This is a genomic window from Bradyrhizobium sp. LeoA1Lang, assembly GCF_055413685.1.
The window spans coordinates 1-13259 of the sequence record NZ_JBVAPG010000037.1 but is presented as its reverse complement, the minus strand read 5'-3'; the positions used below and the strand labels follow the sequence as shown (position 1 = coordinate 13259).

At 62.3% G+C, this 13259-nt stretch carries 12 protein-coding genes and 1 tRNA gene; 5 read left to right on the top strand and 8 right to left on the bottom strand.

What is annotated here, in order from left to right:
- The first annotated feature begins 41 nt into the window (after window positions 1-41).
- Complete coding sequence (locus ACZYOF_RS15070) at window positions 42-2291, top strand: glycoside hydrolase family 113 (protein ID WP_463716244.1); 2250 nt, start codon at window positions 42-44, stop codon at window positions 2289-2291.
- 121 nt (window positions 2292-2412) lie between these two features.
- Here the strand turns inward: ACZYOF_RS15070 and ACZYOF_RS15065 are convergent, their stop codons facing one another.
- From ACZYOF_RS15065 to ACZYOF_RS15030, 8 genes are all read right to left on the bottom strand, one after another.
- A complete protein-coding gene (locus ACZYOF_RS15065) occupies window positions 2413-5289 on the bottom strand; it encodes a valine--tRNA ligase (RefSeq protein ID WP_463716243.1) in 2877 nt (958 codons plus the stop codon).
- Between the two features lie 133 nt (window positions 5290-5422).
- Complete coding sequence (locus tag ACZYOF_RS15060) at window positions 5423-6184, bottom strand: PopZ family protein (RefSeq protein WP_165421364.1); 762 nt, start codon at window positions 6182-6184, stop codon at window positions 5423-5425.
- A 396-nt stretch (window positions 6185-6580) separates the two neighbouring features.
- Window positions 6581-7960, bottom strand: a complete 1380-nt coding sequence (locus ACZYOF_RS15055; protein ID WP_130581692.1) for a TolC family outer membrane protein — start codon at window positions 7958-7960, stop codon at window positions 6581-6583.
- Window positions 7961-8282: 322 nt separating this feature from the next.
- Window positions 8283-8948, bottom strand: a complete 666-nt coding sequence (locus ACZYOF_RS15050; RefSeq protein WP_463716242.1) for a protein-L-isoaspartate O-methyltransferase family protein — start codon at window positions 8946-8948, stop codon at window positions 8283-8285.
- A 135-nt stretch (window positions 8949-9083) separates the two neighbouring features.
- A complete protein-coding gene (locus ACZYOF_RS15045; RefSeq protein ID WP_130581694.1) occupies window positions 9084-9263 on the bottom strand; it encodes a hypothetical protein in 180 nt (59 codons plus the stop codon).
- A gap of 228 nt (window positions 9264-9491) precedes the next feature.
- Window positions 9492-9566: transfer RNA gene (locus tag ACZYOF_RS15040), tRNA-Asn, on the bottom strand.
- A 187-nt stretch (window positions 9567-9753) separates the two neighbouring features.
- Complete coding sequence (locus ACZYOF_RS15035) at window positions 9754-10680, bottom strand: SRPBCC domain-containing protein (protein WP_463716241.1); 927 nt, start codon at window positions 10678-10680, stop codon at window positions 9754-9756.
- Window positions 10680-11012, bottom strand: coding sequence for an ArsR/SmtB family transcription factor (locus tag ACZYOF_RS15030; RefSeq protein WP_463716240.1), 333 nt, complete (start codon window positions 11010-11012; stop codon window positions 10680-10682). The genes ACZYOF_RS15035 and ACZYOF_RS15030 overlap by 1 nt, the downstream gene beginning before the upstream one ends.
- 133 nt (window positions 11013-11145) lie before the next feature.
- On the opposite strand from ACZYOF_RS15030, the gene ACZYOF_RS15025 reads away from it, so the two are divergent.
- From ACZYOF_RS15025 to ACZYOF_RS15010, 4 genes are all read left to right on the top strand, one after another.
- Entirely contained in the window at window positions 11146-11319 is a 174-nt protein-coding gene (locus tag ACZYOF_RS15025; protein ID WP_463716239.1) for a hypothetical protein, read from the top strand.
- The gene (locus tag ACZYOF_RS15020; RefSeq protein WP_463716238.1) at window positions 11295-11642 is read left to right on the top strand and encodes a hypothetical protein; all 348 of its coding nucleotides are present in this window, start codon (window positions 11295-11297) and stop codon (window positions 11640-11642) included. Before ACZYOF_RS15025 ends, ACZYOF_RS15020 begins: the two co-directional genes overlap by 25 nt.
- A gap of 72 nt (window positions 11643-11714) precedes the next feature.
- Complete coding sequence (locus ACZYOF_RS15015) at window positions 11715-11921, top strand: hypothetical protein (protein ID WP_463716237.1); 207 nt, start codon at window positions 11715-11717, stop codon at window positions 11919-11921.
- Window positions 11911-12792 (top strand): NAD(P)/FAD-dependent oxidoreductase, encoded by an 882-nt coding sequence (locus ACZYOF_RS15010; RefSeq protein WP_463716236.1) that lies wholly within the window; start codon window positions 11911-11913, stop codon window positions 12790-12792. Before ACZYOF_RS15015 ends, ACZYOF_RS15010 begins: the two co-directional genes overlap by 11 nt.
- The last annotated feature ends 467 nt before the right edge of the window (window positions 12793-13259 follow it).

Below are 13259 nucleotides of genomic sequence, written 5' to 3'. Positions count from 1 at the left end.
AAACAGCAAAATAGAAAACATAGAAACTAAGGAGCTGGCCGATGGCGGGCGTTTTTACTGTCGAAGGATTCGGATTCCCATCCAACTACAATGGTGCATTCGTCACCAGCGCGGCGCGCGATGCCATGCAGGCAATCGCGGACACCAATGCAAATTCGATCGAGCTTGCGCCTCGGCTCTTTACGAACACGAGGCATTCGGACGATGTGTTCGCCGATCCCGGCAAGACCGAGAGCGACGCCAACATCCTTAAGGCCATCGCGGATGCGAAGGCGCTCGGCCTTTCGGTTTCGCTGAAACCCATGGTCTCGGCTCTCGATGGCTCGCTTGCACATGTGCTGACACCGGACGATCCCGCCGCCTTCTTCGCGTCCTACAAGACCGAAATCGTTCACATGGCGGAACTCGCCCAGCAAGCCGGCGTCAGCATGTTCGTGATCGGCAATGAGCTCGGCAAGCTCTCCGGTCCCGAATATCGCGACGACTGGGTGGACATCATCAATTCCGTGCGCGCCGTGTATCACGGCGAAATCACCTACGCCGCCGCCACCGATGAAGCCATCAATGTCAGCTTCTGGGACAAGGTCGATGTCATCGGCGTCAACGCCTATCCGCCGCTGACGACCGAGCGCGATCCAACCGTCCAGGAAATGGTCAACGCGTGGAATACCATGTCCACCGATGACTATTGGGCCAAGGTGATGGATCACAAATCGCCGGTCGATTTCTTCCACTCCCTCGCCCTTCAATACGGCAAGCAGGTGGTCTTCACCGAAACAGGCTATCGCAGCGTCGACGGCACCAATATCAGCCCGGGCAACCCAGGGAGCTCAACGCAGGACGTCCAGGAGCAATATGACGCGTTCAACGCCTTCTTTCAGGTGTGGGGATCGGAAGGCGGAAGCTGGTTCAGGGGCGCATCGATCTGGAACTGGGATGCGGACAACAAATATTCACCACTCGGCTACTCGCCGGAAGGGAAGCCGGCTCAGGGGCTGATCACAGAATGGTACGGCGGCGAGCGTCAGCCCCCCGGCCAGACCCTGACGGGCTCTCCGGCCGCCGATCTGATGGATACCGGCGGCGGCAATGACGTGCTGTCGGGCGGGGTCGGCAACGATACGATCAAGGCCGGCGCGGGCGACGACACCATCACCGGCGGTCCCGACACGATTCCGAAATTGACGCAAACCACCGTCACCGTGACCGGCTATGGCTCCGTGGTCGACGGCATCGGCGCGCAGATGCAGCTTCTGGTCAATGGCCAGCAGGTCGGCAACACCGTCGAGTTCCACAATGCGACCAACGCATCGGGCTTCCAGACCTTCACCTTCACATTCGCCAACCCCGCGACGATTTCCAGTCTCGATCTCGCCTTCATCAACGACATCGCCGGCGCCAGTGGCGACCGCAACCTCTACATCAAGGACATCACGGTCAATGGCCAGCATCTATCGGTCGCCGATGCGGTCAATCCGAGCTCGCCGGGAACCTGGAATCTCTATCAGAACAAGGCGATCCATTATGACATGAGCGGCCACCAGGACCTGTTCTTTGGCTCGTCGACCGACAACGACATCATCGACGGCGGTCCCGGGAAGGATGTGATCTACGGCGGCGCCGGTGCCGACGTGATCCATGGCGGCGCCGGCGACGACACGATCAATGGCGGTCCTGGCATTGCCACCGCAACCGATCAACTCTATGGCGACGATGGCAACGACATCATCAAGGCCGGCAATGGCGATACCGGCGCCCTGCTCGACGGCGGCGCCGGCAACGACCAGCTCTATGGCGGATGGGCCGCCAACGTCATCAGGGGTGGCGATGGTAATGACTATATTTCAGGCGGCGGCGGGAACGACACCCTCTATGGCGGTGCCGGCAATGACTCGATGAAAGGCGGTCCGGCCGCGACCCAAATGTCCGGCGATGACGGCAACGACACGCTGATGGGCGGAACCGGCAACGAGTTCCTGTACGGCGGCAGCGGCGACGACAGGCTCAATGGCGACGGCGGTAACGATACTTTGTCGGGTGGCGCAGGCAATGACCTTTTCACGTTCAGCCCCGGCTTCGGCAAGGACGTCATTGTCGACTTCCAGAACACCGACGGCGCGCAAGATCTGATTCAGTTCAACCGCACTGTCTTTGCCGATTTCAACGCCGTGCAATCGCACATGGCGCAGAGCGGGACGAGCGTCGTGATCACCTTCGACGACAACAATTCGGTCGAGATCAGGAACACGACGCTCGATCAGCTCCACGCGAGCGACTTCACGTTCGTCTAAGCGAGGTTTCGGAACGGACTGTAGGGTGGGCAAAGCGCAGCGTGCCCACCTTGACTTGCACCGAAGACTTGCACCGAACGTGAATGGTGGGCACGCTGCGCTTTGCCCACCCTACCTCTTCTCAAGAAGCCTTCTTCAGCCGCTCGAGCGCCTCGAGGATCTTTGCCTTCCGCTCCAGCGCCGCCTCGCGCTTTTCCTTTTCTTCCTCGACGATCTCTTCCGGCGCGTTGGCGACGAACTTCTCGTTGGAAAGCTTGGCGTCGACGCGCTTGATGTCGGCGTCGGCTTTCGCGATTTCCTTCTCGAGCCGCGCGCGCTCGGCGGCAAGATCGATCACGCCCTTCAGCGGCAGCGCCGCGACCTCGCCGCGCACCAATAGCTGCACAGCACCTTCCGGGGCGGCATCGGCAAAGGAGATGTCGGCCAGCCGCGCCAGCCGTTTGGCGACATCGTTCCAGCGCTGCCCCCGCGCCTTCGTCTCATCGGAAACGTCTACAAGCACCAGCGGCGTCAACGTGGACGGTGGGATGTTCATCTCCGCGCGCACCGAGCGGATCGCACTGACGAGATCAACCACCCAGCCGATCTCGGCCTCGGCTTCGGGGTCGCTGAACTCCTCCTCGGTGTCATCCTCGAACGTGCCGATCACGGGCGGAATGAGCGCGTCGGTCGGCCCTGCCAGCGAAAGCGTGGCGATCTGCTCAGGCGTTAGCGCGCGCGCCTTTCGCGGCCATGGCGCCAGCACCAGAAGACCGTCGCGCTTCGCTGTGACGTCCCAGAGTTCCTCGGTGATGAACGGCATGAACGGGTGCAGCAGCTTCAGGATCTCGTCGCGCACCCATGCGATCATGGCGCGGGTCTCGGTCTTCGCAGGCCCGTCCTCGCCCATCAACAGCGGTTTGGTCAGCTCGACATACCAGTCGCAGAACACGTTCCAGACGAAGCGATAGACCGCGCCTGCCGCATCATTGAAACGGTACGCCTCGATCGCTTCAGTCACCTCGCGGGCCGCAAGCGCCGTCTCATGCATGATCCAGCGATTCAGCGTCTCCTTCACGCTGGTCGGATCAAACCCGGCCGTCAGGCCGGCGCCGTTCATCTCGGCAAAACGGCAGGCGTTCCAGAGCTTGGTGGCGAAGCTGCGATAGCCATCGACGCGCTGCGTCGACAGCTTGATGTCGCGTCCCTGCGCCGCCATCGCCGCCAGCGTGAAGCGCAGCGCATCTGCGCCGTATTCGTCGACGAGATGCAGGGGATCGATGACGTTGCCTTTCGACTTCGACATCTTGGCGCCCTTCTCGTCGCGGACAAGGGCGTGCATGTAGATGGTCGAGAACGGCACCTCTTTCGTGAAGTGAAGGCCCATCATCATCATCCGCGCCACCCAGAAGAAGATGATGTCGAAACCGGTGACCAGCGTGTCGGTCGGATAGTAGCGCTGCAGCTCCGGCGTCTCGTCCGGCCAGCCAAGCGTCGAGAACGGCCACAGCGCGGACGAGAACCAGGTGTCGAGCACGTCTTCATCGCGGGTGATGAAGCCCTCGCGCTTGGCGGGGTCCTCCGCCATGTCGTGGCCCTGCTCCGGCGTGATGACTTCCTGCTCGACGTAATAGCCGAGCGCGTTGCCAACGGCCTCTTCCTCGGTCTCGGCGACGAAGACCTTGCCGTCGGGCCCGTACCACGCCGGGATCTGATGGCCCCACCAGAGCTGGCGCGAGATGCACCAGGGCTGGATGTTCTCCATCCATTCGAAATAGGTCTTTTCCCAGTTCTTCGGTACGAAGCTGGTTTCGCCCGCGCGCACGGCCGCGATCGCCGGTTGCGCCAGCGTCTTGGCGTCGACATACCATTGGTCGGTGAGGAACGGCTCGATGACCACGCCGGAACGGTCGCCATGCGGCACCATATGCGTGTTCGGCTCGATCTTCTCGAGAAAGCCGAAATCCTCCAGCCGCGCCACGATCTGTTTTCGCGCGGCAAAGCGCTCGACGCCGTGGAACTCTTCAGCGAACTGCAGCGCACCCTCAGGCAGGCCGCGCAGATAGTCCTCGTTGCCGACAAGCGAGAGCTTGCCCTCCTGGTCGAGCACGCTGATCTGCGGCAGCCCATGGCGCTTGCCGATCTCGAAGTCGTTGAAGTCGTGCGCCGGCGTGACCTTTACTGCGCCGGAGCCCTTCTCTGGATCGGAGTAATCGTCAGCCACGATCGGAATCCTGCGGCCGACCAGCGGCAGGATCACGTGGCTGCCGACCAGCGCACTGTAGCGCTCGTCGTCCGGATGCACGGCCACCGCGGTATCGCCGAGCATGGTTTCGGGACGGGTCGTCGCGACCACGATGAAGCTTGCGGGATCGTCAGGGCTGAACGCCCTGCCCTCGATCGGATAGCGCAGGTACCAAAGGTGGCCCTTGACCTCGACCTGCTGCACCTCGAGATCGGAGATCGCGGTGAGCAGTTTCGGGTCCCAATTGACCAGCCGCTTGTCCTTGTAGATCAGCCCTTCGCGGTGGAGTTCGACGAACACCTTCACGACCGCGCGCGACAGGCCCTCGTCCATCGTGAAGCGCTCGCGCGACCAGTCGCAGGAGGCGCCCAGCCGCTTGAGCTGGTTGATGATGGTACCGCCGCTCTCGGCCTTCCATTGCCAGACCCGCTCGAGGAATTTGGCGCGGCCCATCTCGCGACGGCTTGGCTCCTGCCGTTCCATCAACTGCCGCTCGACCACCATCTGGGTGGCGATGCCGGCATGGTCGGTGCCGGGCTGCCAGAGCACGTCGCGTCCGCGCATGCGCTCGAAGCGGCAGAGGATGTCCTGCAGCGTATTGTTCAGCGCATGTCCCATGTGCAGCGAGCCCGTCACGTTCGGCGGCGGGATCACGATGGTGAACGGCGCGGCGTCGCGCCGCTCGGGGCGGCCGGCCTTGAAGGCGCCGCTCTCCTCCCAGACGCGGGACATCCGGCTTTCGATATCGGCAGGCTGGTAGTTTTTCTCGATCATGGCACTACAAATGGGATGTTTGAGAGCGCTAAAAAGCCGTCCGAACGCGCCAAGTCAACCGGACCGACGCGTCCAAGCCGCCATAACACCCATTCGGGATGGCTGAATTGAGGGGGCTTCGCAGCCCGAGCGGCTAGCGCCCGCGCGAAACCCGCTCGATCTCGGCTTTCACGATCCGCTCGACCAGCCCCGGCAGGTTGTCGTCCAGCCAGGATTTCAGCATCGGCCGCAGCATTTCCTTGACCAAATCCTCCAGCGTCCGTGCATTGTTGCTGAGCACGGTATTGGCCAGCGAATTGAACGCGCTTTCGACCGCGTTCATGGTCGTGCGCGACAAGATTGGCTGCTGACCATAGGAGGAACTCTCGGTCGCCGGCTCATAGGCTGACTGCCGCGGTGGAGGCGGCGGCTTGGTGGCTTCCGTGAATTCGATGTCGTCCTGCGGTTCAACTTTCTGAAAGGTCGGTGGCGGCGGCTTGGGCGTCGGTGCTGGATCCGGCAGGGCCATTTCGTCAGTCAGTTCGAATACGTCGCCATCGGGTTGGGGCGGCCTGACTTCGGCCTCCTGCGTCGCCTCATCGAGGCTCGCCAGCATGGCGTCGATGTCGTCCTGGCTGTTGGTTTTGGCTGGTGGTGGCGCCGGCGCAGGTTTTGGCGCTGGTGGCGCCGGCTTCGCTGCTGCAGGAGTCGGCGGCGGCGGAATGTCCTTCACCACCGGCTTGGGGGCAGGCGCGGCGGCGACCGCCGGTTTCTCCGGCGCCGCAACACTTGCCGGCCTGTCGTTTGCGGGTTTATCCGCGGAAGCGGGCTTGGCCTCATCATCGGCAATGATGCGACGGATCGACGCCAGAATCTCCTCCATGGAGGGCTCTTGGACCTTTGCAGGTTGCGTCATTTCCGACTCCACATCGAAATTATCCTACACCAAACCGCACGAGATTCGGCGGTTCCGGATGAAGCGGCCGGAATTTTTCATCGCTCGAGTCCGGACTTGTCCCCAGATCAACGGTTACCGGTGCGTTGCACGCGGTGCGTTCGCCCTCACGGCAACCGATCCGCAGCGATGGACGCAAAAAGCCGTTGCGAATCGTTCTGTTGCCTATGGAAACGGTATGTCAGGGCAACAATCGATTGCAAGCAACGCGCTTCGAAGTTTTGCGGCGTCTTCATGACCACCACGCGACATATGGAGTCGGCGGCCGCGGGTGGGACAAACGAGGGCTCAGAAATGCATTGGGCCCGCTAGCCAAGCGGGCCCAATTGTCTGTTCAGAGCAATGTGGGAGCGACGATCAGCGGCCGTCGGGCGTTCGAACCCCAGCCCAGCTATCACGCACCTGCTGGTAGTGCACGCTCGCATCGTAGGTCGAGGTCGGCAGGTTGAGCACCTGGGGCTGCAGCCGGCCCACCGCCTGCAGCACGCTGTAGGAGGCGACCACACGGTCATGCTGCGCAATCACGAGAGCGTTGCGGGCGTTGACCAGGGCCTGCTGCTGGTTCAGCACGTCGAGCGTGGTGCGCTGCCCGGCCTTGGCTTCCTCGCGCACGCCGTTGAGCGCGATCTCGGATGCCGTCACCTGCGCCTGCGCGGAGGTTACTTGCGCCTTGCCGGCCAACAACTGGCCCCATGCCGTGACGACATTGGCGCGCGCCTGATCGCGCGTCTGTTCGAGCACAAGGCGCTGCTGGGCCAACGATTCCTTATTTTGGCGGATCAGCGAATATTCGGCGCCGCCCTGGTATATTGGCACCGCAATCTGCGCTATCGCCGACGCCTGGAACTGGCGCTGGATGACCAGCGTCTGATCGTAGGCCTGCTGCGCGCTCGCCTGCAGCGTCACGCTCGGAAACAGCGCGCCTTCGGCGATCTTGACGTTGAGGAAGTTGACGTCGACGCCAAACATCGCTGCGGTCACGTTCGGGTTCTGCGTCAGCGCGAGTTCGATGGCGGCATTGAGGGTCGGCGGCAGGAAACGGTCGACCGGTGAGCCCGGCGCGAGATTCGTCGGTTCGCTGCCGATGATGCGCCGGAAGTTCGATCGCGTCGTGGTCAGTTGGGATTCGGCCGTGAGCTGCTGCGTGCGTCCGGCGGCGAGCTGAGCCTCCGATTGCGCGACGTCGGTACGCGTCACCTCACCGACATTGAATCGGTCGCGGGTCTGCTTGAGCGTCTGCTCGAGCACCCGCGTGTTGCTGCGCTGGACCTCGACGATCGCCGCGTCGCGCAGGTAGTCCATGTAGATCTGCGCGGCGCTGAACAGCACGGTCTGTTCGATATTCCGCAGCGCTTCGCGTGAGCCGGAAACCTGGCTCTCCGCGGCCCGCGTTCGGTTGCCGGTCTGAAATCCATTGAACAGGGTCTGCGAAATCGTGGCGCCGACGGCGCGCGGGGCCTGCGCTCCATGCGCAGCCACTCCACCCGAGACGGCATCAGTGTACTGATAACCGCCGCTCGCCGTGATCGACACCCTCGGCCGGTAGCCCGACAAAGCCTGCGGCACGTTTTCGTCGGTGGAGCGCACGAAGGCGCGCTGCGCATTGAGCTGCGGATTGGTCTGATAGGCACGAACCAATGCGGCCTCGATCGTGTCGGCCAGGGCCGGCGTCGGTCCCATGCACGCCAACAAAAGGACCGCTGCCGCGGCTCCGGTGACAACCTTCACCCCACGCATCCCCAATAATCCATCCATTGCTATTCACCACCCGGCTCGAGACCATGAACCGGGCGCTGCTTCGATCGAAGTGAGTCCCGCCTCACCTTATTCCGCAGCTAGGCTGGACGGAACTACCTCGCAACGGAACCCGGTGGAAACTCTTCACGTGGGGCAAACGGGCCACACTTCTGATTCAGAACGGGATTTTAACGCTTCGAATCGCCACCAAGCCGCCACGAACCGGACTTCTCCGTTCGAGCCGGCTAGGAATCCTTCCCTTGGTGTGAATCCGTATTCGCCGAAACGCCTCGAAGCCTTCCTCCCTCCGGGGCGATCGATCTTAGAACACGAAAGCCGGCAAGCGCTCCAGGCCCGGCAGGAGCGGCGCCACGGCATCGAATAGCGGCCGATGCCCGAAATCCCCGTGGGTATGTGTCACGATGGCGGCCCGCTGCGGCTGCGACAAGGCAAACACCCCGACCAGCCGCCCACCCTCGCGGAGCTGCTCAAAGAGTTCCTGCGGCACGATCTCGGTGGCACCATTGAGGAAAATGACGTCGAACGGTGCGTCCGTGGCGTCGCCCTTCGCCGCCGGCGCGGCATGGACGGTCACGTTGGCGGCACCAGCCCCCGCAAGCGCGGCCTTGGCCTGGTCGGCGAGCGTCGGCTCGCTTTCGGTGGCAAACACCTCCCCGGCGAGGTGTGCAACCACGGCAGCCGCGTAGCCGGTTGCGCAGCCGACGACCAGAACGCGGTCAGTCGAATTGATCTCAGCCGCCTGCAACATCTTCGCCATCACGGCTGGCTTGATCAGGTAGCGCTTCGTCGCCCCGCCCTCGCTGACATCGAGGTCGAGATCGAGATAGGCCAGCGCGCGCTTGCTGTCGGGGACGAAAGCCTCGCGCGGCACGGCAAGCATCGCATCGAGAATACGCGCGTCGGTGACGTCACTGGTGCGCACCTGGCCATCGACCATTTTCTGGCGCGCGGTCGAGAAACCGGACATGGGCTGAAACCTGCAAGTCGTGCGGCGCGGCCGCGACGGGAGTGAGACCGCCCGTCTTTTGTAACAAGCAGGATCAAAACGCAACACGCCCGATGGGCCATACCGGCCGCACGAGCTCTTGCAGGGGAACCGCGTCTATTCGATCGCGACGGCAAGCCGGCCGATCAGCCTCGCAGCCTCGTCAAGACGCGCGGAATCGTGCTCTTCGACGATCTGCGCGAGCCGCCGGAGACATTCATCGTCGCTCATGGTGGGGATATCGCTCGGGACGATCGAGGGTGTTGTTTTCGGCACCTCGGTGTCGAAGACGGCCATGGAATCACCTCGCAAGGAACCCTGCTTAGCCAAGAATCGACGGTGAATGAGTCGATTTGGCGGCTGTCCGCACCAAACCCGCAAAGCGCCACGCGGATGTGATTGAGTCGCGCCCTTCAGGACGACTCGAATCGGGACGTCGGATGCGAATCCGCCTTGTCCGGGCCGCGCATACGCGAAACCAGGAGCTTAGGAGGTTCAGCTAACAGCTTGATTTAATTGAAATATTGGCTCCCCGGGCTGGATTCGAACCAGCGACCATTCGATTAACAGTCGAATGCTCTACCGCTGAGCTACCGAGGAATGGGCGAAACCGGCGTTTCGCTTGCGGTCAGCCCTATAACAAAGCCTTCCCGGCTTGCAAAGGACCAAATGGGCTTCGCCGCACAGTCCGCAAAGATAACAGCGCGAGCCATCGGGCCGCTCGTTGCGCGGTCTGTACAATTTCAGCGGCACATCGCATCGGCAGGGTTGCTCGGCAATCGCCATTTCAGGGCTTCAGGTCGAATCTGGCCTGTCCGGTTTTTGGATCGGCGGGGACGGAAAGATGCTGGTGGATCATCTTCCATTGCCCGTCCTTCTTCTGAAACACTCTCGTGCTTCGCGACCAATTCTCAACCACCGGCGCTGAAGCTGAACGGTAGCGCATGCGGTTGAGGCCCCACGCGATGGCAATGTCATCGCGCACGATCACCTGAAGATCAGGAATGTCCCATTCGAACTCGCCCTTGATCAGGTCGAAGCCCTGCCGGCAGACCTCGCGAATAGCATCGATACCGCGGTACTGAAGTGGCGCCACATGTTCATAGGAATGAATATCGGGATCGAGAGGACGCATGGCGCCGTCGATGTCCAGCGCCGATGAAGTGCGCAGCCAGTCGGCGAAGAGAGCGCGGACTTCCTGCTCTTCCGCGGCATGCCTGCTCATATGCGTCTCCTTCCAGGCGGTGACGTTCGAGCTTGTCAGGCGGGCGACGAGCTTGTCGAAGCATTCCTGCCAGCCCTCGGCATTGCCGTCGCGGCGCAGGCTGCTGTCGTAGCCAACCTGGCGGAACGTCATGTCAGTGCCACCGCGTGAAGCCTCGAAGGTGACGGTCATCAGCGTCTCCGGTCCTGTGTGGGCGCCATCGACCTGGGTCAGGGTCAGCACGAGGGACCTCCCCAGCACCATTTCGCGGAATTCCCCGTGCTCGAAATAGACGTGCCCGGTCGAGGAGCGAAAATCGACCCGCCACTTTCCTCCCGGCCGTGCATCAATCTCGCAGCCAGTGACCTCGTAGCCGTCGGTCGCAAACCAGTGCCGGATCTGTTCGGCTTCAATCCAGTTGCGATAGACGAGCTCGGGCGGGGCTGGAAACCAGCGTTGGATGGTGGCGCCCAGCGGCCTCTCCTCCAAGGTCACCTTGCCTCTGTCCATCATTCTCCTCCCGTTTGCTTTGCCAGATGGGTCTCGAGCTTGTCGAAGCGCTGCAGCCAGAGCTTGCGATAGTTGGCGAGCCAGGAATCGATCTCGATCAGCGGGCTGGCGACGATCCGCGACGGACGTCGCTGGGCATCGCGGCCCTTCGTCACCAGGCCCGCCGCCTCCAGCACGGCGACATGCTTGGAGACGGCCCGGGGCGTCAGCGAGAATGGCTTGGCCAGTTCGGCGACCGAGGCCTCGCCCTCCAACAGCCGCGCGAGAATTGCCCTGCGCGTCGGATCAGCCAGGGCACCAAACGTGGCGCTCAACGTGTCTTGGGGCTGCATATTTGGAACCAAATAGTTCTGGAACTGACTGGTTCCTATAGGAGTGTGCGCCTTTCGTCAAGGGCGCATCGGCGCAGGTGTTCGAATCGCCGGAGCCGATCCGTCAGCTTTCGGCGGTTGGATGAATCTCGTAATGAAACTTCATCTGCGTAACGGAGCCCGCATGTCAGGTTCGAATTTTGCTGTAGACGGTTTCACAACCATCCCGGCGCTCTTTGAAGAACCTGACTTGCAAGCGATCGAAAAGCAGGTTCAGCGCCGGCTCGCGCAGCCGCCGAGCAGTTGGCGGCCGACCACCCTGCCCTGAGTGACCACGAAGGACAGATCACGCTCAATGTGCGCCGTGGCGATGCAGCGGCGGTGGACTACCGTCTCCTCCATGGAACGCATCCGAACCGCAGCCTTTCACGGCGCGACGCGCTGCTGTTTTCTTTCACGCCGAATTGGCGCTTTCTTCCCGAATCCATTCGCGCGCATCTCGCAATGCATCCGGCCCTACCAGACATTGCTGAATGGCCCACCATCGCCGAGTGGGGAGAAGGAATCTTCCCACGATACGACGGCGCGCCGACGCCCCTGCAAATCAATAGAGTAGCGCCATCGGATTTTGGTGAAGGGGCTTTGACGTAGTTTCGAGGAGAATCGCTCCGGGCCTCAAGGCTCGCCTTGAAACTTGGCAGCTCATGTAATATACGAAGTTACATGACGCGAGACGCCGCCTCACCTCCGTGCTTCATGCTCTTTTGCACATGGCTGAGCATGGCGAACGCCGTTTTGGACGAAGCTTTCGCCGAAGCAGAGGCGCTACTGCTCGATCGCTTCGGCGGCATCACCCTCGCCGATCTCAGTGCGGAATTCTCGCGACGTCATATGGCGCACCACAAGGAAAGGAACAGAAATGCTTCATGACGCGATCGTCATCGGTGGCAGCTACGCCGGCATGGCCGCGGCCCTTCAATTGTTGCGCGCCCGGCGCAAGGTGATCGTCGTTGACGCAGGCGCCCGGCGCAACAGGTTCGCCTCGGCATCCCACGGCTTTCTTGGTCAGGATGGAGTCGATCCAGCCGAGATCGCACGCACTGCGCGAGAACAGCTCACGGCCTATCCGACGCTCACATGGCTCGAGGGAATCGCTACCGACGCCAAGCGGCAAGGAGATGGCTTCGCGGTGACAACAGCCAACAGCGGGCTCTATCGTGGCAAGAGGCTTATCCTTGCCACCGGCGTCAGCGATGCACTCCCTCCTCTTGATGGGCTCGCCGAGCGCTGGGGCAGTAGCGTCTTTCACTGCCCCTATTGTCACGGATATGAACTGAATAAGGGACGGATCGGTGTGATCGCCACAAGCCCGGACGTGCTCCATCACGTCGTTCTGTTTACGGAATGGGGAGACGTGACGCTCCTGCTCAACGGCGCCTTCGAGCCGGACGCGGACGCCCGCGCCGCGCTTGCTGCGCGCGGCGTCACGATCGAGGCAGGTCCTATCGCAGGGATCGAAGGCCACGCAGACGTGAGGCTGCAAGACGGACGCGTCCTGCCTTTCGCCGGCCTGTTCACCGCAACGCGCAATGTGCCCTCTACGCCATTGGCCGAGACGCTTGGCTGCGAATTGGAAACGACTCCGTTCGGCATCCAGATCCGAACCGACGAAAGCAAGCAAACGACGGTGCGCGGCGCCTTTGCCTGCGGAGACGTCGCGCGAGTACCGCATTCGGTATCGCTTGCGGTTGGCGATGGCGCAATGGCTGGGGTGCATGTGCACCGTTCACTGGTCTTTTGAGGGCCCATTGGGGGGCGATCCGTGCGTTATCGGCCAATCCCAGTCCACCACGCAGACACGCATCGACAACCGCAGCAGCGGTCCTATCAAATGCTCAATGAGAGGGTGAAGCGAGATGCAAAGCTCGGGCGCAAAGCGCCCGCGAGAGCGCGCACTCGCATCCACTCCGCTGTTTGACAATTGAATCGGAACCTCTCCCTACGTCATTGCGAGCGGAGCGAAGCAATCCATCGCGCCGCTTGCGGAGACATGGATTGCTTCGCTGCGCTCGCAATGACGGTCCCCGTCGTCCCCCGTCGTCCCGGGCTTGCGCGGCGCGGCGAAGCCTTAGCGAAGCCGGGACCCGGGACCCATATGTGGACGGCCCCCGTGGCACAAGAGCTTTTGAGGTGATCGGATCGCTTGCATCCATATGTCCGGCCTGTTTGATGCGATCGGATGATCGCTGGCCAAGATGGGATGCGCGA